A 24,617-nucleotide genomic window follows, 5' to 3' on the forward strand; every position below is an offset into this window, starting at 1 on the left:
ATATATCAATATAAAAAAGAGACTTGGGGGTACTGTCTCCCCTAGTCCCTTTTTTATTCTTCTGGATCTCCTACTAAAAATTCCGGGTTGATGTCTTCCAGTTCTTCTTCAAGCTCATCTTCCCAATCTTCTTCGTCTTCCTCTTCCCAATCAGGATTGACCTCAACCACTACCTTTGTTTCTCCTACCACTTCCGCCAAAAACTCCCTTTCTGCCTGCACAACAATTTTATTTCCATTCGGTGAAATGGTCACTTCTAGACAGTTAGGCTGCTGAAGAACTTTTGCAATCACTTCATGCTCATCATCTAAGTAATTGTTGTCTCTGTATCTGAGTTTGATGACATCTACGTATTTCACCCGTTCTGTGACAACCTCTGTTTTTGTGTTGTCCGCGTAAGAGTACCATACGTTTATATCATAATACCCTTCAATTTCTACCGTTTTCCCGATTTTTTCAGCATCATACTTGTGGTTAATGATCCAACCGCCCAAAATGCTGCTCGGTTTTTTCTCAGGGGAGATGGTATTGGTGCATTGGGTGAATTTTCTGCCTTTCGCTACTACCGCCTTCGTAATAATTTCCCTGTATTCAGACATTCCGGCATGCCTCCTTGTTCTTCTTCGTGTTATCTTATGCTGGGCATTTGTCTAGTGTGCATTTTTATAAATAAAATATAAAAATACAAAGTTTCTGTTCCATTGTATGCAGGCCCGCCTAGAAACTTTACTTTTAAGTGCGATAAAGTTTACTTGCGGCCGAGCAGAGAAAAACACATTGAACACTTGGCACATAGATTATTTAGTTCATCTTTATCCATTTGAATTAAAAAAACACGGGCCTGTAAAGGCACCGTGTTTAGAGAGAACAGCTATTATTTGAATGTTTCACCTTCGAACCGGTTTCCCCTTTCAGGAGGTCTCCTCCGGTTGACGTGATAATTTCATTTGTGACTTGATTGGAAATGGTGTGCGCAACGAGCTGCAGAAGGTCATTTACTACCATCTGCGAGTCTCTGAATTCCTGGATGACAGGAATCTCTTCAAGCTCTTCTTGCAGCGCGTCAATTTTTGCTTCTACTTGTTTGAGTGCTTCATGCTTTTCATAATGCTTCAGATTGACAGCCTGCTTTTGCAGGGCTTTAATCTGATTAACAATTGTAGACACTTTGTCATTTTCATTGATTTGCGCTTCAGCCCGTTTGAAAAAATCAACCTCTTCTGTTTCAGAGATCATTTTTGCAAGGTTTCGAGCCTGCTGCACAATGTCTTTTTTTGAGTAGAGCGTCATCTTATTTCACCTCGATTGCTTCTCCTACCATTTCTCCGTCAAGCGACCATGTTTTCGCTTGCTGGATTTTCACGCGGACGATATTGCCGATGGCTTCCTTCGGCCCTTTGAAATTGACAAGCTTGCTTTTTTCAGTATAGCCTGCAAGAATATCAGGATTATTTTTGCTTTCACCTTCAACTAATACTTCGACAACCTTGCCTTCGTATTCCTTCATTTTTTTAGCAGAAATTTCATTTACCAATGCGTTCAGGCGCTGCAGACGTTCTTTTTTCACGCGCATCGGTACATTATCTTTCATTTTGGCAGCTGGAGTACCCTCACGCGGAGAATAAATGAACGTATAGGCGCTGTCAAACTCTACTTCACGGTATAGAGAAAGCGTTTCTTCAAACTGTTCGTCCGTTTCGTTCGGGAATCCGACGATAATGTCCGTTGTCAAAGATGCGTTTGGCATTGCTGCCTTAATTTTTCGCACGAGCTCCATGTAACGCTCTCTGTCATATTTGCGGGCCATCAGCTTCAGAACCTCTGAGCTTCCTGATTGAACCGGAAGATGAATGTGATCAAGCAGATTGCCGCCTTTTGCCAGCACTTCAATGAGACGGTCATCAAAGTCGCGTGGATGACTCGTAGTAAAACGGATTCTCGGGATATCGATTTTTCTCAGTTCATCCATCAAATCACCAAGTCCGTACGTCATATCTTCAAAATCTTTTCCGTACGCGTTTACGTTTTGGCCTAATAGTGTAATTTCCTTATAGCCTTCACTAGCGAGCCTTCTCACTTCCTGAATGATCTCTTCAGGGCGGCGGCTTCTTTCTTTTCCGCGTGTGTAAGGCACAATGCAATACGTACAGAATTTGTCACAGCCGTACATAATATTGACCCAGCCCTTAATTTTTCCGTTCCGGACTTTCGGAAGGTTTTCAATAACGTCCCCTTCCTTGGACCAAACTTCGATGACCATTTCTTTTGAAAGGTATGCTTCTGACAAAAGCTCTGGCAGACGATGTATGTTATGCGTTCCAAAAATCATATCGACAAACGGATGCTTTTTCAAAATCCGGTTCACGACTGATTCCTCTTGGGACATACAGCCGCACACGCCTAAAATGAGATCGGGATTGTTTTTTTTCAGCGCTTTTAAATGCCCCAGCTCACCAAACACCTTGTTCTCGGCATTTTCACGGATCGCACATGTGTTTAACAAAATCACATTGGCATCATCAACAGAATTTGTCGCTTCGTAACCGAGCGCCATAAAGATCCCTGCCATAACCTCTGTATCGTGTTCATTCATTTGACAGCCATACGTACGGATATAGAACTTTCTTCCGTCTCCCAAACCTTTAAATTGTTCAGAAATTTTAAAGTCATTATGATAAGTAACGGCTTCCTTGCCTCGTTTTTTCGCATCTTTTAAGGAAGGCGGAATATACACAGCTTCAAAGTACTTGCTGTAATCCTTCTCGGATTTTTTGTCCGATGGATTAACTTGTCCGCTCTCTAATTTTTGCTTTTCATTCATGTCATAATTTCTCCTTTCAAACCAAACTTCCACCCTTCAGTATAAAGGTTATTGAAGCTCTGCACAACTGGCAACCTATCATTGTACAATCATTGAGAATAATAATCAATAAGGAATCAAAAGAGGAAGAGTATGCTCTTCCTCTTACAACAGCTGAAGCTCCTTAGCCGTCTTTTCGATGACGTCAAGGGCCTCATCCAGTTCTTCTTTAGTGTGCTCGGCGGTAATAATCGTGCGAATTCTGGCTTTTCCCTTTGCTACAGTCGGGAAAACGATGCTTTGAGCAAAAACGCCGCGAGATAGGAGCTGATCAGAAAATTGCTTTGCTACACCTTCGTCACCTATTAAAATAGGAAGAATTGGCGTCTCACTCTGCGTGAGAGTCAGACCCATTTTCACAAGCATAGATTTAAAATAGTCTGTATTCTCCCACAAGCGCTCCATATGCTCCGGCTCTTCCAGCAAGACATCAATCGCTTCCATACAAGCTGCAGTGACTGCCGGCGGATGGGACGTGCTAAATAAAAACGGACGGCCTTTATGGCGCAAATAATCGATCAGCACCTTTGAACCGGCAGCATAGCCGCCGAGCACTCCGATTGCCTTGCTTAGCGTTCCGACCTGAATATGGACTCTGCCGTCCAGACCGAAGTGATTCACCGTCCCCCTGCCGTTTTCGCCAAGCACTCCCGATGCATGGGCGTCATCCACCATCACAAATGCGTCATATTTCTCAGCGAGTTCTACAATATCAGGCAACGGAGCTATGTTGCCATCCATGGAAAATACACCGTCTGTCACAATCAGACGCATCCGAAAATTCATTGACTTTCTCAGCACCCTCTCTAAATCACTCATATCGACATGCTGATACACCTTTTTACCCGCCTTTGTCAATCGGATTCCATCAATAATAGAGGCATGGTTCAATTCATCTGAGATGACAATATCCTCTTTTGAAAGAATACTTGAAAGTACGCCCTGATTTGTTGTAAAGCCTGATTGGAATACAAGTGCCGCCTCCGTTTTTTTAAAGGCTGCCAGCTTTTTCTCAAGCTCTTGATGCATTGTAAATGTACCGGCAATCGTTCTCACTGATCCGGTGCCTGCTCCAAATTGCTGAACGGCCTCCTGCGCGGCTTTGATGAGTCTTGGGTGTGAAGTAAATCCGAGGTAATTATTAGAAGAAAGCTGAATGACGTTTTTGTGATTCACTGTGACAGATGGGCCCTGCATTGATTCAAGCTGTTTTATCTCTTGCCATGTATGATTTTCTTTCATTTTATCAAGCTCTGTTTTTAAAAACTCAAATTCCTTCGTCATGTTTATCCCCCTTTTATGGAATTAAAATTACTTTTCCGCACTGGCCGCTTCTCATCAGTTCGAATCCTTTCTCAAACTCCTCTAACGGAAACTGATGGGTAATAACAGGTGAAAGATCGAGCACGTTTGAGCTGAGCAATTGAGACACCTGCCGCCATGTTGAAAACAATTTTCTTCCGGTGATTCCTTGAATCGTAAGTCCTTTAAATACTACCTTATTCGTCAAATCAATTGTCACCGGATGTTCCGGCAAGCTGAGAATATGAAATCTGCCGCCATTCGCAGCCATCGCAAGACCTTGGGCAATCGCTGAGGGATGACCCGACATCTCACAAACGAGATCCACTCCTTCCCCATTCGTTAAAGCGCTTACAATTTTGAGCGGATCTTCTTCTTCAATTGAAATCGTACGTGTGGCTCCCATTTGTTTGGCAAGCGCCAATCTGTATTCATTTTTATCAATCGCTATCACCTGAGAAGCACCTGTTGCTCTTGCAACCGCAACAGCCATAAGACCAATCGGTCCGCATCCGATGACTGCAGCTGTTCCTCCTGCAGGCTGGCTCTCGAGTACTGTGTGAACCGCATTTCCTAAAGGTTCTTGAATGGAAGCAATCGCCGGGTCCATATCGGCGGGATTCTTCCAAACGTTATCAGCGGGGACTTTCACATACTCCGCAAAACATCCTGCCGTGTCCACCCCGATAATAGCTGTATTGGTGCAAACATGAGATTTTCCGGCTAAGCAAGGGACACATTTACCGCAGACAATATGCGTTTCCGCAGACACATATTCCCCTACTTTTATATTGCCGGCATTCTCTCCTACAGCTTCAACAATCCCGCTGAACTCATGGCCGAAAACATAGGGAGTTTTGATTCTCTGGCGTGCCCATTGATCCCAATTATAAATGTGCACATCCGTACCGCATATGGAAGCAGCTTTCACTTTTATGAGGACTTCATGTTTTTCAATCTCAGGAATGGGAACTTCAGTCAGTACAGCACCGAACGCCACGTCCTTTTTCATTAGAGCTTTCATCTTTCCACTCTGCATGTACAATCCTCCTTGAAAATTTCTTGTTACATTCGGATTGTACCATGATATGGAATAAGCGTAAACATCACTGTCTTTCTGAGAAAGACAAAAGTTTCCGTCTTGAAAAATGGGCGCAAATTTTTTTCTGAAACGTTCCAGATCATTTCTAACTTTTGCATTTCCTCGATTTACATGCTGAAAATACTATAGGAAGAAAATATCACAATAAATGAAAAACAACCTGTTTGCCCTCGGCAAACAGGTTGAGAATGCTTTATTTGTTTTTAGCGAGGCTCTACGATTAATTTAATTGCTGTTCTTTCTTCCCCATCGATCTGAATATCTGTAAAAGCCGGAATACAAATCAAATCAACGCCGCTAGGCGCCACAAATCCTCTGGCAATCGCCACAGCTTTTACAGCCTGGTTTAATGCACCCGCTCCAATCGCTTGAATCTCGGCGGCTCCTCGCTCTCTTAACACACCTGCAAGCGCACCTGCCACTGAATTTGGACTTGATTTTGCTGAAACTTTTAAGATTTCCATTTCTGCTCCCCCTTAGTTTTACAATGGATAAGTGAGTGTTCATTAGAACAATCATTATTAGATGTTGCTATCCAAAAAGCCATCCCCACAATGCTTTTCAAAAATAGCGGGCTACCTTCCATTTTTACTATATTCACTAAGGAGTTGCTATATTCCTGCTTTTCTTTTTAATATTTTTATAAAATAACCATATGTTCAATTATTCAAAGAACATGTGATCATCATTGATTAGAATACGTTCAATTTTGACAGCCTTTTTCGTTTGATCGTCAATGTCAATGACGACCCCGCTCAGTGTTGTTTTTCCTTCAGCGACAGTAAAACGGACCGGGAGATTCGTTTTAAATCGCTTAATAATCGTTTCTCTGTCCATCCCCAGTATACCATCGTATGGTCCAGTCATCCCTACATCAGTAATATATGCCGTCCCCTTCGGCAAAATGCGGTTATCCGCTGTTTGCACGTGTGTATGAGTTCCAACGACAGCTGATGCCCGTCCGTCTGTGTACCAGCCGAGTGCAAGCTTTTCACTTGTCGCTTCGGCATGGAAGTCGATAAAAATGTACGGCGTTCTTTTCGAGGCTTCGGCAATCAACTCATCCGCTTTTAAAAACGGGTCATCAAGCGGCGGTAAAAACGTACGCCCTTGTAAATTCATGACGGCAAGCTCTTTGCCGTTTGCTTTCACATATGTGATCCCTTTCCCCGGTGTTCCTTCAGGAAAGTTTGCGGGGCGAACCAAGTTCGGAACATCATCTATAAAATCGAAAATTTCTTTTTTATCCCATGTGTGGTTCCCCATCGTGATGGCATCTGCGCCGGACTGGATTAGGCTGTGATAAATCTTTTCAGTCAATCCTTTTCCATGTGCGGCGTTTTCACCATTAATAATGGTAAAGTGCGGCTTATATTTTGTTTTTAGCTTTGGTACATATTCTTTTACCATGTCGCGGCCCGGTGAACCGACGACATCTCCGATAAATAAAATCCTCATTTTGTAATTCCCTTCTATCTTAAAAATTTCTTAGCCGTCAAAAAAATAAAGTGATGCTTAGCGCATCACTTTATTTTGCATACTCTACGGCTCGAGTTTCTCTGATTACTGTCACTTTAATATGACCTGGATAATCGAGCTCGTCCTCAATTCGCTTACGGATATCTCGCGCCAGTCGATGAGCTTCAAGATCATTAATTGAATCCGGCTTCACCATAATACGCACTTCACGTCCAGCCTGAATGGCAAATGATTTTTCAACACCTTCGTAGGACTCAGAAATTTCTTCGAGCTTTTCAAGTCTTCGAATATAATTCTCGAGCGTCTCGCTTCTTGCGCCAGGTCTTGCAGCTGAAAGCGCATCTGCTGCAGCTACCAGGACAGCGATAATAGAAGTCGGCTCTTCATCCCCGTGGTGTGATGCAATACTGTTAATCACGACTGGGTGCTCTTTATATTTGGTTGCAAGCTCTACCCCGATTTCAACGTGGCTTCCTTCTACTTCATGGTCAATTGCTTTCCCGATGTCGTGAAGAAGTCCCGCACGTTTAGCAAGCTTTGCGTCTTCTCCAAGTTCCGATGCCATTAAACCAGCCAAGAATGCGACTTCCATAGAATGCTTAAGCACATTTTGACCATAGCTTGTACGGAACTTTAAGCGGCCGAGGATCTTGATGAGATCTGGGTGGAGGCCGTGAACGCCAACCTCAAATGTCGTTTGCTCCCCCATCTCACGAATATAGTCATCGACCTCGCGGCGAGATTTTTCAACCATTTCTTCAATCCGTGCCGGATGAATACGGCCATCCTGAACGAGTTTATCAAGAGCAATCCTTGCTGTCTCACGTCTGATCGGATCAAATCCAGAAAGAATGACAGCTTCAGGCGTATCATCAATAATCAGGTCAATTCCTGTCAGCGTTTCAAGCGTACGAATGTTACGCCCTTCCCGTCCGATGATACGTCCTTTCATCTCATCATTTGGAAGATTGACAACTGATACCGTTGTTTCGGCAACGTGGTCCGCTGCGCAGCGCTGTAAGGCGAGTGAAAGAATGTTTTTCGCTTTCTTATCCGCCTCTTCTTTCGCGCGGTTTTCAGTTTCTTTTGTCATGATGGCGATGTCATGTGAAAGCTCGTTTTCAACCCGCTCAAGAATGATTTGTTTTGCTTCATCACGAGTCAGACTCGAAATTCGTTCCAACTCTGACTGCTGCATACGAATCATCTCATCCACTTTGCTTTCCATCTCTTCAATATGTTGTTGTCGTTCATTCAGAGAATGATCTTTCTTCTCCAACATCGCTTCCCGTTTATCAATTCCCTCATGTTTGCGATCAAGGTTTTCCTCCTTTTGGAGTAAACGGTTTTCTTGTTTTTGAAGCTCATTTCGTCTTTCACGAACTTCCTGTTCAGCATCTATTCGAAGTTTGTGGATTTCATCCTTTGCTTCAAGCAGAGCTTCTTTTTTCAGTGCTTCAGCATCACGCTTTGCATCTTCAAGAATTTGCTCGGCTGCACCGCGTGCGCCCGCAATTTTCGCTTCGGCAATGGTTTTACGAACAAAGTAGCCAACAACTAAACCGAGTAGAATCAGCAAAATGGAGATGAGAACCATCATAATTGGGGTCATACTTTCACCTCCTCTTGCTATGAACTTGGTTGTTGCTTACATAAGTGTCGGCATGTACATTGTCTAGTTTTCTCAACATACAGAACCTTCACAGGGAATGAGTATTTTCATCGCCCTTGTCAAGTTTAAAATGGTTTAACAATCATGTTAAAAAAACAAATGTTACAACTTCATTGTAAATGTGTCGGAAATACTTGTCAAGCTTGCCATCTTAACGTTTACCGACCTGCCGTCTTTTCACGTGCCGAATGCAATCCTTCCAAAGAAGATCATAAACTATTCTTGATTCAGAAGCTGGTATATCTTATTGTTCACTTGGCCTAATTTAGCGTTATTTTGAATGTTTGACAACAAAATAACAATGGTTTGCCCTGATTTGCTAAAGCTGTTCAAGATATTAAAGCCCGGCATGACACCATGGTTTGAATAGCTCCCGGGAGCGACATAAAATCCCATACCATATGTGGAGCTGCTCCCTGGCGTAAACATCTTTTCGTAGCTTTTTTGCGAATACAGTTTGCCGTCTATCAGCGCTTGGTCAAATTTGTACATATCTATAGCGCTCATATAAATATCACCGGCTCCATACAACTGAGATAAATCAGGCATATACGGTGTAACAATTCTGCTGCCCTTCAGCTTATACCCGACAGCAGGATAAGGTTCTTTATGATATGTTTTATAAAAGCCTGCATGCGTCATACCCACTGGTTTAAAAATATGATTCGTTATGTACTGTTCATAGGGCTCACCGCTTACTTCAGCAATAATATAAGCGAGAACAGAATAATTGGAATCCTTATAGTCCCATACGCCCGGCTGGCGTTTGATTCCCTGACGTTCTATGTCTTGTATTAAATCGTCCGGAGCGATTGCCCCGTTGCCTTCAATATGTCCGTTTATTCCCGATGTATGTGTTAGCAGATTCTTCAAAGTAATCGTTTGACCGTTAGGAAAATGAGGTAAATATGTGCTTACCGGATCACTTGTTTGCAGTTTCCCCTTTTCCTCAAGCTGCAAAATAGCGGTTGCAATCAATGCTTTTTGTGATGAACCGACATAAAAAGATGTCAATGGATTATTTTGAATGTGGTGTTTACGGTCTGCATAACCAAAACCTTTATTTGTTACGATTTCTCCATTTCTGACAATCATGGCTGTACCGCTGAAACCGATCTCTTTTAAATAATTGCTGATTTTTTGATTACGGTCGACTGTTTTGATTTGTTCCTCTGTTTTTTTGGCGGTTTTCTTTTTGACTTCTTTTTTCTGGCCGTTATCTGAAACAGCTGCAGTTTCTTGAGATAGCTGGTTCTCTTTACTATTTCGGTGTAGCGCATTCAAAATCGCAAAGCAAATCATCACAGCTAAAAGACCAAGCAAAAGTTTTCCTCTTTTATTTAGTTTACTCCGTCTGCGATTCGCAGTTCTTCTGCGGGTTGGGCTTGTCATTCATTTTTTCCTCTTTTCCTCCCAAAATAAATTCCATTTTGCACACGTTTTGTTAGACGAATAAAGCACTGAAAAAGTTGTCAAAAAAAGCAATATTTTTATCATTTTTTTGCAAAAATACAAAAAGGCTGAGTTTTTTAACTCAGCCTTTTGTATCATTTCAAACTTATTTTATTTTTATTCTTCAAATTCGAGTTCTTCTTGTGTGTCTCCAGCTTGCTGCTGAGCTGCTCCGTGATTATCCAAGCCGTAATGTTCGCGAATTTGCTCCTGGATCATCAGCATGATATCTTTATTTTCTTTCAAGAATTGTTTTGCATTTTCACGGCCTTGGCCAAGACGCTCTTCTTCATAAGAGTACCATGAACCGCTTTTTTGCACGATATCAAGTTCAGTTCCAAGATCAATAATTTCGCCTTCTTTTGAGATGCCTTCTCCGTACATAATGTCAACCTCGGCTGTACGGAACGGCGGGGCTACCTTGTTTTTCACGACTTTGATTTTCGTTTTGTTCCCCATTACGTCGTTGCCTTGTTTCAGCTGTTCAGCACGGCGCACCTCAAGACGCACGGAAGAGTAGAATTTCAGCGCACGGCCGCCAGGAGTTGTTTCCGGGTTCCCGAACATAACGCCGACTTTTTCACGAATTTGGTTAATGAAAATTGCGATTGTCTTCGATTTGTTAATGGCCCCTGAAAGCTTACGAAGCGCTTGAGACATTAAGCGTGCTTGTAAACCGACATGTGAATCCCCCATGTCTCCTTCAATTTCCGCTTTCGGCACGAGAGCTGCCACAGAATCGACAACAACAATGTCAACTGCACCGCTTCGAACCAGCGCTTCCGCAATTTCAAGCGCCTGCTCGCCTGTATCAGGCTGAGACAGTAAAAGCTCTTCGATATTGACTCCGAGCTTTTGCGCGTATACCGGATCTAGCGCATGCTCCGCATCGATAAACGCGGCTTGTCCGCCCTGCTGCTGAACCTCAGCAATCGCATGAAGCGCCACAGTGGTTTTACCTGAGCTTTCAGGACCATATACTTCAATAATCCGTCCGCGCGGATATCCACCAATTCCCAGTGCTGTATCAAGAGCGAGGGAGCCGCTTGGGACAGTAGAAATTCTTGTATCTGTCTTTTCTCCCAGTTTCATAATGGAACCTTTGCCGAACTGTTTTTCTATTTGTTTAAGAGCCATATCTAAGGCTGCCTGACGATCACTCATTCTATTTTTTCCTCCTTTATGTTACCACTACATATACTATACCCTGTTTGAAGGGATTTGCCAAGAAAAAAGCGAACGCATATTCGGATTTTTTCTTGGCGTGATTTCTATCAAAATAACATAATGTATCAGAGAAATCATGTTTTCTTAGGAGGATAAGGTACTGAAAATATTATTTTCGCTCTAAAAGCTTCAAGAGTAAATGGCAGCCGTATTTAGCACCGCGTTTTCTGATTCCCGTTCTGGAACCCGCAAAGTGAAACTCGTGAACCTCTTCTTTTCCATTTGCTGAAATACCGATAAACACATGTCCAGGCTCATGCCCTTCTTGAGTATCCGGTCCTGCTACACCGGTAAAGCTGATGCCGATGTCGCTGCCAGTGAGCTTTTGAACACCCTTTGCCAGCTCTGATGCGCACTCCTTGCTGACCGCGCCAAATTGATCTAATGTTTCCTTCTTGACGCCAAGCACATTCTGTTTCACGTCGTTTGTATAGCAAACGACGCCGCCGGCAAATCGTTTTGAAGCACCGCTCAGATCCGTCAGCCATTCAGAAAACAGCCCGCCGGTAAAACTTTCCGCCGCGGAAATCGTAAGGCCTTTTTCCTTACATGCTTTAGAAAGCTCTTTTACAAGAGAAGTATCATCGTAACCATAGAAAAATTCACCGACACGTTCTAAAATAACAGCCTCTGTTTCTTTTAACAGACGCTCTGTTTCCTTTTCGTCAGCATGCTTGGCTGTCAGACGAAGCGTTACCTCTCCATCTGCCGCCAATGGAGCGATTGTCGGGTTGGTTTGTGCATCAATAATATCTTCCAAATCGGCTTCAAGCTGAGATTCTCCGATACCGAAAAAGCGAAGAACGGTTGACACAATTTTTTCATTGGAACCCATCTTTTTCATCAGAAGAGGTTTTGCTTCATTTTCAAACATGGGACGCAATTCACTTGGCGGCCCAGGAAGAAGCATATAAAAGCGCGATTCATGCTCAGTGAGCATTCCCGGTGCCATTCCAAAGTGATTTGCCAGTACGTCAGATCCTTCGATCACAAGCGCTTGTTTTCGGTTATTGGGTGACATCGTGCGTTTTGTTCGTTTGAAATAGTCCTCAATGGATTGGAACGCCTCATCATTTAACACAAGCGGACGCCCCAGCGCATTTGCAATCGTTTCTTTCGTCAAATCATCTTTTGTCGGTCCGAGACCTCCTGAAAAAATAATGAAGTCAGAGCGTTCTTCAGCAATGCGGATGACCTGCTTCAGCCGCTCCGGGTTATCTCCGACTGCTGTATGGTAAAATACGTTCACTCCGATTTCAGCGAGCTGTTTGCTAATAAACTGAGCATTTGTATTAGCGATCTGGCCAAGCAACAGCTCTGAACCGACTGCAATAATTTCTGCTTTTTTTGGAAATTCCATGACGAAGTCCTTCTTTCTTAGTTAGATGTTTTTAACGCTTCCCAGTTTTTAGCGAAATATTCCCAGCCTGATACGACAGTAAAGAAGACAGCTACCCACAGCGCTAAATCAGCAAACGGGAATGACACAAGTTCAAACGGAAGATTATGAAGAAGCAATGCGGAAACCGCAATGATTTGTGCCCAGGTTTTAATTTTACCAAGCATGTTAGCAGCTACAACTTCTCCTGTTCCAGCTAAGACAAGCCTTAAACCTGTCACGGCAAACTCCCGGCTGATAATCACAATGACCATCCAGGCCGGAGCAAGATCAAATTGAACAAGGATAATTAACGCTGCGGATACAAGCAGTTTGTCCGCAAGCGGATCTAAAAATTTCCCGAAGTTTGTAACGAGATTCAGTTTTCGAGCATAATATCCGTCTATCCAGTCTGTTGTGGATGCAATAATAAATAGGATAGCCCCCGCCAAGTGTGCGACCGGAATCGATTCGTCTCCAAATTCGAGCCTGCCCCAGTCAAATGGCGCCAGCATGATAATCATGAAGATTGGGATTAATGCGATTCTAGCTAGTGTGATTTTATTTGGTAAGTTAAACATAAAGCCCCTCCAATTTCATACTCGGACGTGAAGAAAAGTCATCTGGTAATTAAGATGACTTTTCTTCCTGGTTATTTACAATCTTTATGGTTTGTGCCATCACTTTTTTCGGATCAAGTTCATATGAGAGAACCTTACCGTTGATTTTAATTTTCAGATTAGGTGCATATCCGGTGCGGATTTCAACTTGTTTCTGATCAGTTATATCTTTTTTATAAGTTTCATCTTTTTTTAGCGTTCCCTCTTTTAACGAACTGCTGTTTTCATCGCGCACTCGAATCCAAGAACTGTCTGATGCCTTCAGTTCGAGTTCGATTTTATCAGCGCCGGACACTTCATAAGTCGTTAATGACCCTTCAGTGCCAGTTGCTTTAATCTCCAGTTTATCACTGTCGCTTTCTTCTTTTTTATCTTCTTTTTCTTTCGTTACTTTTTTAGTATCTGTCTCTTTTTCAGAGCTGTTGCTTTGATTCTCTTTTAGCGTTGAATCTTTTGGGATTTCGTACTTGCTTTCACTTTGTGTAATTGTTTTTTCAGATGCGGCATTGTTATCATCACTGTTTTTGTGATTCATAAATTGAATGATCGCGTACACGATCGCAATCACGACAATGACGCCGAGAATGACAAGTATCGTTGGCAGCAGTTCCAGCACCTTAGATGCTGGTTTTGGCATTTCCTTTTGAAGATTCATGCCGGAGATCTTTTCAGACACATCGTCATGATACGTATTTGGGATATCTTTTTTATGCTCCTCAAACAGCTGATCCGCATCAAGCCCTACAGCTTCCGCATATTGCTTGATGAATGCCCGAACATAAAACTTCCCCGGAATAATGTCATAGTTTCCTTCCTCCAAGGCAGTTAAATACCTTTTTTGAATCTTTGTTGCCGCTTGGAGATCATCCAATGACATTGCTTTTTCCTCTCTGGCTTCTTTGAGCCGGATTCCTAGTTCAGTCACAACAAACACCTTCCAATTTTAAAAATCAAAGCTTGAAAACCCGGATTGATCAAACATTTGGGGTTCTTCGGCATGTTCATATGTAATAACCTCATCAGGGTCATTTCTAAGTTCAATAATATAATCAAAGTCATCTAGTGTATACTCTGTATTTTGAACGAATATGTCCGGATGCTCCACCACTTTTGTTGCAGGCAGCCTCATGATTTCTCTGACCAGCTGGAGATGGCGTTCTGATCCTCTTCGTGTTGACACAATTCCGTCAACGATAAAGACATTTTCAGTGCTGTATTCATCGGCAATCAGCTGGCTTCTTATCGTCTGCTTCAGCAAGGTTGATGACACAAACAGCCACCTTTTGCTTGCACACACGCTCGAGGCCACAATCGATTCCGTTTTTCCGACACGCGGCATCCCCCTGATTCCGATTAATTTATGGCCTTCTTTTTTGAACAGTTCGGCCATAAAATCGACTAATAAGCCTAGCTCGTCCCGTTCAAAGCGGAAGGTTTTCTTGTCATCGGCATCCCTTTGAATGTAACGGCCGTGACGGACGGCAAGACGGTCACGAAGCCTCGGTTCTCTCAGCTTCGTTACTTTAATTGTTTCCATCGTTTTTAAGATTGATTCTAATCGTTTAATTTGATCTATATGGCGGCACCTGAGAAGCATTCCCCTTCTGGAAAGATCGACGCCGTTTATCGTTACGATGTTAATAGAAAGCATCCCAAGAAGAGATGAAATATCCCCGAGCAGTCCGGGGCGGTTCACTTGAATTTCATATTCAAAATACCATTCGAGCTTTGCCAAATGATATACCCCCTTCATTGTGGCAAAATTTTACCTTCCTTTATCATAAAGCATTTTTCTCTAATTAGAAAGAAGAATGTTGCTGTGATGAGGAAAACATAAAAAAGAGAGGAAAAATCCCCTCTCTTCTTAGTGAGTGCTGTTATTTTCAACAAGCTTGACCATCATATTGGCAATTGCGTGCTGTTCATCTTTTGATGCTACGCTCCAAAGATCTGCCAGCACTTTTTCCTGCTCGTTCTTAGATTCCACTTCATTAGCCAAGTAACTGCCGATTTCTGTCGCAAGATCTGTAATCGTATCCTGGCTCATACCTTTATCTTGCGCATAGTTCAGACGGTCGCCAAGGAAGTTTTTCCAGTTATCCCAGTTTTCTAATACTGACATGCTCGTTTCCTCCATTTCATGTGAAGTTACATGATTATTGTGTCCGTCGCAAAAGAAACTATGCACCGAATATTTTCGAATCAGCAGTGCCAGCCGCCATTCACCGACAGAATTTGGCCAGTAATATATGATGCTTTTTCAGACAGGAGAAAAGCTGTTGCATCGGCAATTTCTTGCGGCCGTGCCAGCCGGCCAATCGGGATCTCATCCGCAATCTCTTCTTTTTCAGAAGGGGTAAATTGATTCATCATATTTGTATCAACCGCGCCCGGCGCTACGGCGTTTACCCTGATTCCGCTAGGCGCCAGCTCTTTAGCCAGTCCTTTTACAAACGAGTGCTGAGCTCCCTTTGCCATGCTGTACAGCACTTCACAAGATGCTCCAGTCTCGCCCCAAATAGAGCTGACAGCCACAATCGCTCCTGATTTATTCCGGATCATGCCTGGAAGAAGGTTTCTCGTTAGCATATACGGACTCGCCACATGGAGCTGAACCATTTCCTGAACTGTTGCATTATCCACATCCGTAATCAGTCCAAAATGGCTTCTTCCGCTATTTAAAACAATCGCATCAACCGGCTGAACAATTGAACTTGTCAGCTTATCTGCTCCTTCTGGCGCGGACAGATCGGCTTGCAAACTTTCAGCACGCACGCCAAAGGTCTCTCTTAGTTTTTCAGCAAGCTCCGCTGCCGCGTTTTGATTTGTATGATAATGCAAAAGCAGATTGTATCCCTCTGCCGCAAGGGCTTCACTTATGCTTTTGCCGATGCCGCCGCTTGCTCCGGTGATTAGTGCTGTTTTGTTCATCCTCTTTCCTTCTTTCCGCAGAAAAACACCCCCCACACTGGAGGGATGTTTGTTTATGATTTAGGAACAACCTTGCAGACAGTCAGTCTGTCCGCAGCAATTTCCTCTTGTATGACTTTCTGGACATCCTCGAGAGTAATTTGCTCGAGAACCGTTACGACGTCAAACAGGCTCATATCCAAGAAAGCATAGCGGGTAAATTGGTTGGCAATGTATTCAGGTGAATTCAGCGCTTTTAAGAACGTGCCGATCTTTTTCTTTCTGGCAAGTTCAATCTTTTCAGCATTAATCAGTTCACCGGCCCGCAGAAGCATGCTTGATATATCTTCAGCCAATTGATCAGGCTCGGGTGTATCGCCGCCGATCGCCGCAAAACCGAAACCATATTCAGCTGTAAAATCAAAGCTGAACGTTTCGTCAATATACCCTTTTTCATAAAGTGATTCGTACTGGGCAGAGCTTTTGCCGAAAAGAGATTCCAGCAATAAGTTCATGGAAAGTTCATGCTTCAACAGCTCTTTGCCTAGTTTAAACGGATTCTTTGATTTCAGCCCGACAAGGCATTTCGGACCCTGCACATTCATTTTGATCTCTTTTTCTTTTCGGAAAACAGCTTCTTGCTCTTTCACTTCTTCCCGTTTGATCTCCGGCTGGTCAGTATATGGCTTTCTCTCTTGATTTTCTCTTACCTGAGAAATGATCGCTTCTGGATCTACAGGTCCGACAATAAAGAGGAGCATGTTGCTCGGGTGATAAAACGTTTCATAGCATTCATAAAGAAGATCTTTTGTAATATGTGAAATGCTTTCCACCGTTCCCGCTATGTCTATTCTGACAGGGTGTTCTTTGTACATGTTTTCAATGACCCCGAAGTAAAGCCTCCAATCGGGGTTGTCATCGTACATGTTAATCTCCTGCCCGATAATCCCTTTTTCTTTTTCAACCGTTTTTTCAGTAAAATACGGGTCCTGTACGAAATCGATCAGCGTCTCTAAATTACGTTCAACATTTGATGTGCATGAGAAAAGATAAGCCGTTCTTGTGAATGATGTAAACGCATTGGCAGAAGCGCCCTGTTTGCTGAAATCTTGAAAAACGTCTCCGTCCGCTTTTTCAAACAGCTTGTGCTCAAGAAAATGGGCGATGCCGTCCGGTACGTGAACCATCTCATTTTTACCTAAAGGGACAAACCGGTTATCTATAGAGCCGTACTTTGTTGTAAAAACCGCATATGTTTTGTTGAAGCCTTTTTTCGGCAAAACGTAAACGTCAAGGCCGTTTGACATTTTTTCATGGTACAGCGTCTCCTGAAGCTGTTCGTATTCGATTGGTTTGATCAAGATGCACCCTCCGTCCCTTTTAAGAAATAAGTCGTATCAAGCTGAATCTTTTCACCGGCTTTCACGATATCCTCTTTTGTGACTTGCTCAATATTGGCAAGAAAGTCTTCGATAGGAATATCGACTTGGGCAGCGGCCTGCTGATACAAAAATTCAGATAAACCGTACGCTGTATCAATGGTTTCCAGCACTTGATTTCGAATGACAGCCTTTGTCTGAGCGATGTCCTGCTCACTGAAGTCGCCGTTTTTCATTGCCTGAAATTGCTCAGCAATAATAGAAACAGCCTGTTCGTAATTTTTCACTTCAATGCCCGACATCACCATTAATAAGCCTTTAAAACTTTCTATACGTGAAGCGGCGTAGTATGCAAGACTGGCTTTTTCCCGAACATTGATGAAAAGCTTGGAATGAGAGAATCCGCCGAACAATCCGTTAAACACTTGCAAAGCAGCATAATCCTGATCCGTATAAGTGATGCTGGTGCTGTAGCCGATATTCAGCTTTCCTTGTTTGACGTCTTCTTCATCAATTACTTCTTTAGGCTGGGCTTTTTGCTCAGCATGATTGTTTTCTGGCATGCCGATATTACGCTCTTTTGCTTGGAAATACTTATCAATTGCCGCTTGCACTTGGTTACTGTCCACATCGCCAACGACATAAAGATCGAGCTGATCTTTTTGGATAGCGCTTTGATATGTTTCATATAATTGATCGGCTGTAATGGCATCGACATCGTCGATTTCCCCATTGACATGAAGCGCGTAAGGCTCATTTTTGCACATTTCCTGTATCAGCCTTAAATTAGAGTAGCGCATTTTGTCGTCATAGACGGCTTGGATTCTTTGCTTGAGCGTCCGTTTTTCCTGAGCCACATATTGTGATTGAAATGCGCCTCCCTCTAAAGCAGGTGAAAAGACGATTTCTGCAAGGAGCTGCAGTCCTTTTTCAAGAAGCGGCGTTTGATCTCTTAAATATTTTTCATTCGGGACTTCAAGCCTGAACGTAATGACGTGCCGCTCTCCTTTTTTCGAAAGATCTGCCGAAACGGACGTCCCGTATAGTTCATCCAAATAAGAACGCAACTCTGCGGTTTTCGGATGGCTTTTTGTACCGCGAAGAAGCACATGCGGAAGCAACGCTCTTTTAGTGACTTGATCCTTTGTCAGCGGTGCAAGCATTTTAAAAATAAGCGAGACGGTTTTGAATTTTTCTGTTTTTACGATGTGTGCGGTTAAACCGCCGTGCTTTGTTTTGATTTCATTTACATATGACATATGGAACCTCCTTCGTTCATTTCTTATTAGTATGTATTATGACCAATTTTCAGCATACGCAGAAACACTCTTTCATGTAATTATAGCAACTGTAGGATTTATAAGGAAACAATAACCTCCGCCCGACAGGACGGAGGCTGTATAGGTTAATTCATTTGCGCCTGCAGCACGACAATTGTAAACTGCAAGAGAGACGGTTGGCTAGACCGTCCCTAAGTTTTTTTCTTCCTCTTCACTTTTTTTAGCATCTACAGTAAAGAGCACTAAGAATAAAGAAACGATGCTGCAAAACGCCGATAGAATGAAAATCAGCCAGTTTGCATTAGACATTAACGCCGCAAAAACAGGCGGACCGATAGCTACTCCTATAAAGCGCATGCTATTGTAAAAGGAGGAAATGGTTCCGCATTCCTCACTTTCAATTCCTTCGGTTATCAGTGCATCTAAAGCAGGAAGCGCCATTCCAATCCCAATCCCTCCAAAGCTTAAAAAGACAAATAAAAAATAAAAACTGTGGTTCCACCACAAGGCAATAAACGACAGGGTTAACAGAGTCATTCCTGTAACAACACAAAACTTCATTCGGCCTTTATCTTTACCAATTTTCTTGCCAGCTATATAAGAACTCGTTGACAAAAATAAAAGTGGGATTGCCAGTAATCCGCCTTTAGCTACTCCGTCAATGGCATACTTCTTCTCCAGCGTATCTGATAAATAAAATAATATGCCGAATAACAGAAACATAATGACACACCCGATAATAAAGACCGTATAAAGCCAGCGTCCGTCCTGCTTAAAAATTTTTCGCACACTCTTGATAAATTCAGAAACCGCTGGCGCATCTTCATCTTCTTCAGGCTTGGCCACCAGAAACAACACGAGCAAAAAGCTGATCAAACAGAAAAACGGAATAAACCAAAAAGGTACAAACCAGTACCAAGAAGCTAGTAAGGCGCCTAGTATAGGACTCAATACCTTCCCTGACGTGTTGGCAGTTTCAATATCACCAAGGCCGGCGCTGACCTTTTCATCGTCTCCTTGAAACAAATCGCCGATAAACGGCATAACGATAGGAGCTGCCCCTGCAGAGCCAATACCTTGAAGAACCCGACCCGCCAAAATCATAGCATAAGGACTTTTCATATAAGTTGAGGCAAAAGCAGCCACCAACCCACCTAATCCTGCTATGAGAAGGCATGGAAGCAATATTTTTTTTCTCCCGAATCGATCTGATAAATATCCGGCAATTGGAATGCAAATAATCGCTACTACTGAATATACAGTAATAATTAAAGACACTTGAAATGAAGTCACTCCCAGCTTTTTCTCCATCATTGGAAGAACAGGAATCAGCATGGAGTTCCCTAGTGTCATCACAAGCGGTACAGAAGACAATGCAATAATATTTTTCATTCCATTTTTCTCTCTCAACATTTTCACCCATTCACTTTCTTGTCATCCCTTATATATTGCGTTAACAGGAGTGAAAGTATGTACAAAGAAACATGAATCAGTGCAAATAAAAAAACAGACACATTTACAGCGCCCGTTTTAGAATCGTTTACGCAAAACATGAAATCTGAATTTATCCGCTCTAAAATAATTTAATGAGTAAAGCACCGGTTTATCGTGCTGATCGTAATGGGTTTGTTTTAACAGTAAAAGAGCTGTTTCCGGATCGCATTCCAGCACTGGCGAAATGGTATCATGATAGCCGATCGGTTCAATATCAGTCACGGCATAGCTGATCACGGAGCCTGAATTTTTCTCAAGCAGGTCAAACATTGATTCTTGCTGATGAGAGAAAGAATTCGGCAAAATATCCATCGGAATTTTGTCTATACAATACACAATCGGCTGTCCGTTAGCGGTTCTGACTCGTTCGAGGTAAAAAAGTTCTTGTCCATCTTCCATATGAAATCTCTTGCTATCATCTTCAGTCGGCATAAGCACTTGGGATGATAGAAAAATCGTACCAGGCGTCATATTTGCCTGTTCTATCATCTTCGTTACACTGTTCAGCTGTTCAATGCCCGAAAGAAATAACGGCTTAGAATGGACAAAAGTGCCTACACCATGCCTTCTGATAATGACATGCTCTTCTTCCAGTATCCGCAAGGCTTCTCTAAGCGTCGCTCTGCTGACACCAAGCTTTTTGGAAAGCTCAAATTCAGAAGGCAGCTTTTCCTTCTCTGTGTAGATGCCATTTTTAATATCCTCTTTAATTCGTTCAATTACTTTTAAATACAAGTGCCGGTTATCAGCTTTTGTAGACATGTTTCCCCTCCGTAAACCACTTTCGATAAAAATTATTGAACAATTGGGACAACTATATCATGTTTTGTCGAAAAAATAAATAGAAAGGTTGTCAGTTTACATAATGTTATTATTGATAATTGAAGAAAGCTGAACTCCCTTCATTAAGAAGAGAGCTCATCATATTTCTCTTTTGATAATAAGACTTCCCTAGGTTTGCTGCCTTCATACGGCCCAACAACGCCCCGTTCCTCCATGGCGTCAATCAGACGCGCCGCTCTCGTATAACCGATTCTGAATCTTCTTTGCAGCATTGAAACAGATGCTGTCTGCATGCCGACGATTAATTCAACAGCTTCATCATAAAGATCATCTGTAACCTCGGTATGAGTTTCCGTCGTCTCCTCAGGAATCATTTCTTCCTGATATTGCGCTTTCTGTTGCGTAATCACATGGTCGACGACCTTTTCCACTTCGTCATCCGACAAAAATGCTCCCTGCACACGGACAGGTTTATTAGCCCCGACAGGCAAAAACAGCATATCGCCGCGGCCGAGCAGCTTTTCAGCGCCACCCATGTCAAGAATCGTCCTTGAATCCGTCTGTGAAGATACGCTGAACGCGATTCGTGACGGAATATTCGCTTTGATGACCCCTGTGATTACGTCAACCGACGGCCGCTGTGTCGCAATAATGAGATGGATGCCGGCAGCCCGCGCCATTTGGGACAATCTCGTAATCGAATCCTCCACATCAGATGAAGCGACCATCATGAGATCGGCAAGCTCGTCCACAATCACAACGATATACGGCAGCTCCGGCTGTTTCGCTCCTTCTTCATTGTTGGCACGTTTTATATAATCATTGTATCCTTCAATATTTCGTGTACCCGTATGAGAAAATAACTCGTACCGCCGCTCCATTTCATTGACAACCTTTTTCAAAGCCTGTGACGCTTTTTTCGGATCCGTTACTACCGGAGCTAGCAAATGCGGTATCCCGTTGTAGACATTCAGCTCTACCATTTTAGGATCGATCATCATCATTTTCACTTCATGCGGTTTCGCGCGCATCAGAATACTTGTAATAATGCCGTTGACACAGACGCTTTTTCCGCTTCCTGTTGCCCCTGCGACTAAAAGATGGGGCATCTTGTTTAACTCAGCCAGCACAGCTTCACCTGAAATATTGCGGCCGAGTCCGATTAGCAGCTTTGCGTCCGGTCTGTCATTTAACTTGGACTCTAGCACTTCCTTCAGCGATACCATCGCCACTTCTGCGTTCGGAACCTCAATTCCGATTGCAGATTTGCCTGGTATTGGTGCTTCGATCCTGATATCCTTTGCAGCAAGTGCAAGAGCCAAATCATCGCTTAAATTGACAATTTTACTAACCTTCACTCCGACATCAGGATACACTTCATATTTTGTTACGGCCGGCCCAAGATGAACCTGTGTGACTTTCGCCTTTACGCCAAAGCTTTGGAAGGTGCGTTCGAGCTTTCTCGCATTTTCATAAATATTCTTTTTATCGGCCTGCTGGCCAGTATGCTTCGGATCTGCCAGTATATCAAGTGACGGCATCTCATAATCCTTATTTTCAAGCTCCGTAAAGGTCATAGGCGGAGCAGAAACAGTTTCCTGATCACCTGTTTCAGTCTGGATGTCCTGAATTGGCTCTGATACAGGTTCAGTGCGTTTTTCTATGACTGGAGACTCTTCATCTTCATTGCGATCTGAAAAGCTTGAGATAATCGGCTCTGAATGAATAAGAGGCGATACCGTTTCTAAATCCCCCTCTTCAGGAGAAGGCTCCGGTTCCAGTTGCTGTTTTTTGCGGGCGGGTTTTTGTTTTTTGCTCGACGCTTTCGTTTTTTTCGATGACTTCATATTGGTTTTGACGGATTTCATATCATCAATAAATGCAAACCATTGTTCTTTTAAAAAGCGGCCAATCGGGCTCATCCACTTTTTCAGCGTTTCTTGAAGAGAGCGCCCTGTGACTAAAATCATCCCGATCAAAATCATAACAATCGCCATGATCTGAGAACCAGTTGACGCAAATAAAAAGTGTGAAGCAGCAAATAGCAGCGCACCGATCATTCCTCCGCCTAAATCAGGTGAAGCGGAGCTGCCATTCATGTCCATCAAGAACAATTCCCATGTGTTGCGCACCACGCTTGCAGACTCAATAGACCCTTTGTGCGTCAAATTTTTAAACAGCTGTACGTGAGAAAGCAGCAATATGCTGGCCATAATACAGTACAACCCGGCCTTTCGTCTCGTTAATAGGCTTGGCGTTTTCTTCTTCCAAAACAGCGAGACTCCTAACACTAATAAACCTAATAAGCATAAGATAAACCACTCTCCAGCAAAAAAGCGGAACAAGTAAATAAAGGTTTGCCCGACTACCCCCAGCTGCAGAATTGCAATAATTGAAATGGCTATACACAGCAATCCGTTGAGTTCGTATTTTATATTGAGCTGTTTCGCCTGTTTTTTTCTTGATTTACGTTTTTTCTTTGCCACACTCATCACCTTACTGCGTTAAAAAATGTAAGTTCATACATAATGAAGAAAGCAGCCGTTTACAGGCTGCGTTTTTTCTGTAGGATTCCCCTATTATAGCATATTTTGCCCTTAAAAAAGGGGTGGATCTTATAGGTTTATTTTCAGCTTTTGTCCCGGTGAAATGTCCGGGTGCAGAAAATGCATTGGATTGGTGCTCATGATTTGAATCACTTCCGCTTCATTGCCTTTCATCTCAACGAGAAGCGGCACACCTCTATATTCAATTTGCTCATGTGCGCTTGTCTGTTGGTTCTGTTCAGCAAAAACAATTTCCTGCGGCATCATAGTATACAGAATCATTGAATCATCCGTCCTTCTTCTGCTCTTGCTTCCTCAATCAGCTCATTCAGTTTATTGATCGCTTGTCCGACTCCTCCGACGTGATCGATCAATCCGTACTCGACAGCATCCTTACCAACGACATTTGTTCCGATGTCACGTGTTAAGTTTCCTTTTGAAAACATCAGCTCTTTGAACTTATCTTCGTTTACATTTGAGTGGCTTGTCACAAATTTAACAACTCTTTCTTGCATCTTATCCAGATATTCAAACGTTTGCGGCACACCTATTACCAGCCCGGTCAGCCGAACTGGATGAATCGTCATCGTTGCTGTTTCAGCAATATAGCTGTAATCACAAGATACCGCAATCGGAACGCCGATGGAATGACCTCCGCCAAGCACAATGGAAACGGTCGGTTTTGATAACGATGCCAGCATTTCTGCTATTGCGAGACCCGCCTCAACATCTCCTCCGACAGTATTTAATATAATCAGCAGGCCTTCAATTTTGGGATTTTGTTCAATCGCCACGATCTGCGGGATGACATGCTCATATTTTGTTGTTTTGTTTTGCGGAGGAAGCTGAACATGGCCTTCTATTTGTCCGATAATGGTCAGACAATGAATATTTGTATCTTGGGGCAGCTGCGGAAGCGTCGTTTCACCAAGCTGCTGTATTTTATTCATAATGCTGTCTTTCGCGTCATTTTTTTCAGGACGCTCTTCTTCTGCGTTTTCCATACGATGATCCATTTCGCTTTCACCCTTTCCGATTTTCTCTTTGTATTATGAACAAAGATACTCAATTCAATCCCGGCTTGAAAGGCAAAAAAATAAAGACCGGAGCAGTGGTCTTACCCCTGTCAAGTA

Annotated in this window: 23 protein-coding genes; all 23 read right to left on the reverse strand. The window is 42.9% G+C overall.

Annotated features, from left to right (window positions below; all coding sequences use genetic code 11):
- Positions 1-53 precede the first annotated feature (53 nt).
- Positions 54-599, reverse strand: a complete 546-nt coding sequence (gene cotE / locus MOF34_RS16605) for an outer spore coat protein CotE (protein WP_019714466.1) — start codon at positions 597-599, stop codon at positions 54-56.
- A 259-nt stretch (positions 600-858) separates the two neighbouring features.
- The gene (ricA, locus tag MOF34_RS16610) at positions 859-1,290 is read right to left on the reverse strand and encodes a regulatory iron-sulfur-containing complex subunit RicA (protein WP_019714465.1); all 432 of its coding nucleotides are present in this window, start codon (positions 1,288-1,290) and stop codon (positions 859-861) included.
- Between the two features lies 1 nt (position 1,291).
- A complete protein-coding gene (miaB, locus tag MOF34_RS16615) occupies positions 1,292-2,821 on the reverse strand; it encodes a tRNA (N6-isopentenyl adenosine(37)-C2)-methylthiotransferase MiaB (protein ID WP_268400933.1) in 1,530 nt (509 codons plus the stop codon).
- 144 nt (positions 2,822-2,965) lie between these two features.
- A complete protein-coding gene (locus MOF34_RS16620) occupies positions 2,966-4,144 on the reverse strand; it encodes a glycine C-acetyltransferase (RefSeq protein ID WP_268400934.1) in 1,179 nt (392 codons plus the stop codon).
- A gap of 13 nt (positions 4,145-4,157) precedes the next feature.
- Positions 4,158-5,201: an L-threonine 3-dehydrogenase gene (gene tdh, locus MOF34_RS16625; RefSeq protein WP_019714463.1), complete on the reverse strand. Its 1,044-nt coding sequence runs from the start codon at positions 5,199-5,201 to the stop codon at positions 4,158-4,160.
- Between the two features lie 266 nt (positions 5,202-5,467).
- Complete coding sequence (gene spoVS / locus MOF34_RS16630; RefSeq protein WP_003154135.1) at positions 5,468-5,728, reverse strand: stage V sporulation protein SpoVS; 261 nt, start codon at positions 5,726-5,728, stop codon at positions 5,468-5,470.
- Between the two features lie 199 nt (positions 5,729-5,927).
- Positions 5,928-6,722 (reverse strand): 2',3'-cyclic-nucleotide 2'-phosphodiesterase, encoded by a 795-nt coding sequence (gene ymdB / locus MOF34_RS16635; protein WP_019714462.1) that lies wholly within the window; start codon positions 6,720-6,722, stop codon positions 5,928-5,930.
- Between the two features lie 70 nt (positions 6,723-6,792).
- Positions 6,793-8,355, reverse strand: a complete 1,563-nt coding sequence (gene rny, locus MOF34_RS16640) for a ribonuclease Y (protein WP_003221010.1) — start codon at positions 8,353-8,355, stop codon at positions 6,793-6,795.
- A 276-nt stretch (positions 8,356-8,631) separates the two neighbouring features.
- Positions 8,632-9,807, reverse strand: coding sequence for a serine hydrolase domain-containing protein (locus MOF34_RS16645; RefSeq protein WP_268400935.1), 1,176 nt, complete (start codon positions 9,805-9,807; stop codon positions 8,632-8,634).
- A gap of 177 nt (positions 9,808-9,984) precedes the next feature.
- On the reverse strand, positions 9,985-11,031 hold the full coding sequence (gene recA / locus MOF34_RS16650; protein ID WP_019714460.1) for a recombinase RecA: 1,047 nt from the start codon (positions 11,029-11,031) through the stop codon (positions 9,985-9,987).
- A 172-nt stretch (positions 11,032-11,203) separates the two neighbouring features.
- Complete coding sequence (locus tag MOF34_RS16655) at positions 11,204-12,454, reverse strand: competence/damage-inducible protein A (protein ID WP_019714459.1); 1,251 nt, start codon at positions 12,452-12,454, stop codon at positions 11,204-11,206.
- A 17-nt stretch (positions 12,455-12,471) separates the two neighbouring features.
- Positions 12,472-13,053, reverse strand: a complete 582-nt coding sequence (pgsA, locus tag MOF34_RS16660) for a CDP-diacylglycerol--glycerol-3-phosphate 3-phosphatidyltransferase (RefSeq protein ID WP_014113836.1) — start codon at positions 13,051-13,053, stop codon at positions 12,472-12,474.
- A gap of 49 nt (positions 13,054-13,102) precedes the next feature.
- Positions 13,103-14,017 (reverse strand): cell shape determination protein RodZ, encoded by a 915-nt coding sequence (gene rodZ / locus MOF34_RS16665; RefSeq protein ID WP_419901036.1) that lies wholly within the window; start codon positions 14,015-14,017, stop codon positions 13,103-13,105.
- Between the two features lie 18 nt (positions 14,018-14,035).
- The gene (locus MOF34_RS16670) at positions 14,036-14,827 is read right to left on the reverse strand and encodes a DUF3388 domain-containing protein (RefSeq protein ID WP_003220998.1); all 792 of its coding nucleotides are present in this window, start codon (positions 14,825-14,827) and stop codon (positions 14,036-14,038) included.
- A 129-nt stretch (positions 14,828-14,956) separates the two neighbouring features.
- Positions 14,957-15,214, reverse strand: coding sequence for a DUF3243 domain-containing protein (locus MOF34_RS16675; RefSeq protein WP_003220996.1), 258 nt, complete (start codon positions 15,212-15,214; stop codon positions 14,957-14,959).
- 80 nt (positions 15,215-15,294) lie between these two features.
- Entirely contained in the window at positions 15,295-16,023 is a 729-nt protein-coding gene (gene ymfI, locus MOF34_RS16680) for an elongation factor P 5-aminopentanone reductase (protein WP_268400936.1), read from the reverse strand.
- Between the two features lie 53 nt (positions 16,024-16,076).
- Positions 16,077-17,363, reverse strand: a complete 1,287-nt coding sequence (yfmH, locus tag MOF34_RS16685; protein WP_268400938.1) for an EF-P 5-aminopentanol modification-associated protein YfmH — start codon at positions 17,361-17,363, stop codon at positions 16,077-16,079.
- Positions 17,360-18,640, reverse strand: coding sequence for an EF-P 5-aminopentanol modification-associated protein YfmF (gene yfmF / locus MOF34_RS16690; protein ID WP_268400939.1), 1,281 nt, complete (start codon positions 18,638-18,640; stop codon positions 17,360-17,362). The genes yfmH and yfmF overlap by 4 nt, the downstream gene beginning before the upstream one ends.
- A gap of 201 nt (positions 18,641-18,841) precedes the next feature.
- Entirely contained in the window at positions 18,842-20,053 is a 1,212-nt protein-coding gene (bcbE, locus tag MOF34_RS16695) for a bacillibactin exporter BcbE (protein WP_268400941.1), read from the reverse strand.
- Between the two features lie 138 nt (positions 20,054-20,191).
- Complete coding sequence (locus MOF34_RS16700) at positions 20,192-20,917, reverse strand: GntR family transcriptional regulator (protein ID WP_019714452.1); 726 nt, start codon at positions 20,915-20,917, stop codon at positions 20,192-20,194.
- 143 nt (positions 20,918-21,060) lie between these two features.
- The gene (gene spoIIIE / locus MOF34_RS16705; RefSeq protein WP_268400942.1) at positions 21,061-23,424 is read right to left on the reverse strand and encodes a DNA translocase SpoIIIE; all 2,364 of its coding nucleotides are present in this window, start codon (positions 23,422-23,424) and stop codon (positions 21,061-21,063) included.
- Between the two features lie 129 nt (positions 23,425-23,553).
- The gene (locus tag MOF34_RS16710; protein ID WP_019714450.1) at positions 23,554-23,766 is read right to left on the reverse strand and encodes a YlzJ-like family protein; all 213 of its coding nucleotides are present in this window, start codon (positions 23,764-23,766) and stop codon (positions 23,554-23,556) included.
- On the reverse strand, positions 23,763-24,500 hold the full coding sequence (gene tepA / locus MOF34_RS16715; RefSeq protein WP_003220980.1) for a translocation-enhancing protein TepA: 738 nt from the start codon (positions 24,498-24,500) through the stop codon (positions 23,763-23,765). The genes MOF34_RS16710 and tepA overlap by 4 nt, the downstream gene beginning before the upstream one ends.
- Between the last annotated feature and the right edge of the window lie 117 nt (positions 24,501-24,617).

Source organism: Bacillus sp. T17B1, from assembly GCF_026796395.1.
Taxonomy (GTDB): domain Bacteria; phylum Bacillota; class Bacilli; order Bacillales; family Bacillaceae; genus Bacillus; species Bacillus spizizenii_A.

What these genes read in the sequence shown, in the direction of transcription:
- MOF34_RS16710 (WP_019714450.1), bottom strand. Translation starts at nt 23,766, where the DNA reads ATGATTCTGTATACTATGATGCCGCAGGAAATTGTTTTTGCTGAACAG.
- MOF34_RS16675 (WP_003220996.1), bottom strand. Translation starts at nt 15,214, where the DNA reads ATGTCAGTATTAGAAAACTGGGATAACTGGAAAAACTTCCTTGGCGAC.
- rny (WP_003221010.1), bottom strand. Translation starts at nt 8,355, where the DNA reads ATGACCCCAATTATGATGGTTCTCATCTCCATTTTGCTGATTCTACTC.
- bcbE (WP_268400941.1), bottom strand. Translation starts at nt 20,053, where the DNA reads ATGAAAAATATTATTGCATTGTCTTCTGTACCGCTTGTGATGACACTA.
- MOF34_RS16655 (WP_019714459.1), bottom strand. Translation starts at nt 12,454, where the DNA reads ATGGAATTTCCAAAAAAAGCAGAAATTATTGCAGTCGGTTCAGAGCTG.
- MOF34_RS16700 (WP_019714452.1), bottom strand. Translation starts at nt 20,917, where the DNA reads ATGTCTACAAAAGCTGATAACCGGCACTTGTATTTAAAAGTAATTGAA.
- recA (WP_019714460.1), bottom strand. Translation starts at nt 11,031, where the DNA reads ATGAGTGATCGTCAGGCAGCCTTAGATATGGCTCTTAAACAAATAGAA.
- miaB (WP_268400933.1), bottom strand. Translation starts at nt 2,821, where the DNA reads ATGAATGAAAAGCAAAAATTAGAGAGCGGACAAGTTAATCCATCGGAC.
- ymfI (WP_268400936.1), bottom strand. Translation starts at nt 16,023, where the DNA reads ATGAACAAAACAGCACTAATCACCGGAGCAAGCGGCGGCATCGGCAAA.
- tdh (WP_019714463.1), bottom strand. Translation starts at nt 5,201, where the DNA reads ATGCAGAGTGGAAAGATGAAAGCTCTAATGAAAAAGGACGTGGCGTTC.
- yfmF (WP_268400939.1), bottom strand. Translation starts at nt 18,640, where the DNA reads ATGTCATATGTAAATGAAATCAAAACAAAGCACGGCGGTTTAACCGCA.
- pgsA (WP_014113836.1), bottom strand. Translation starts at nt 13,053, where the DNA reads ATGTTTAACTTACCAAATAAAATCACACTAGCTAGAATCGCATTAATC.
- ricA (WP_019714465.1), bottom strand. Translation starts at nt 1,290, where the DNA reads ATGACGCTCTACTCAAAAAAAGACATTGTGCAGCAGGCTCGAAACCTT.
- MOF34_RS16620 (WP_268400934.1), bottom strand. Translation starts at nt 4,144, where the DNA reads ATGACGAAGGAATTTGAGTTTTTAAAAACAGAGCTTGATAAAATGAAA.
- tepA (WP_003220980.1), bottom strand. Translation starts at nt 24,500, where the DNA reads ATGGATCATCGTATGGAAAACGCAGAAGAAGAGCGTCCTGAAAAAAAT.
- spoVS (WP_003154135.1), bottom strand. Translation starts at nt 5,728, where the DNA reads ATGGAAATCTTAAAAGTTTCAGCAAAATCAAGTCCAAATTCAGTGGCA.
- ymdB (WP_019714462.1), bottom strand. Translation starts at nt 6,722, where the DNA reads ATGAGGATTTTATTTATCGGAGATGTCGTCGGTTCACCGGGCCGCGAC.
- cotE (WP_019714466.1), bottom strand. Translation starts at nt 599, where the DNA reads ATGTCTGAATACAGGGAAATTATTACGAAGGCGGTAGTAGCGAAAGGC.
- MOF34_RS16645 (WP_268400935.1), bottom strand. Translation starts at nt 9,807, where the DNA reads ATGACAAGCCCAACCCGCAGAAGAACTGCGAATCGCAGACGGAGTAAA.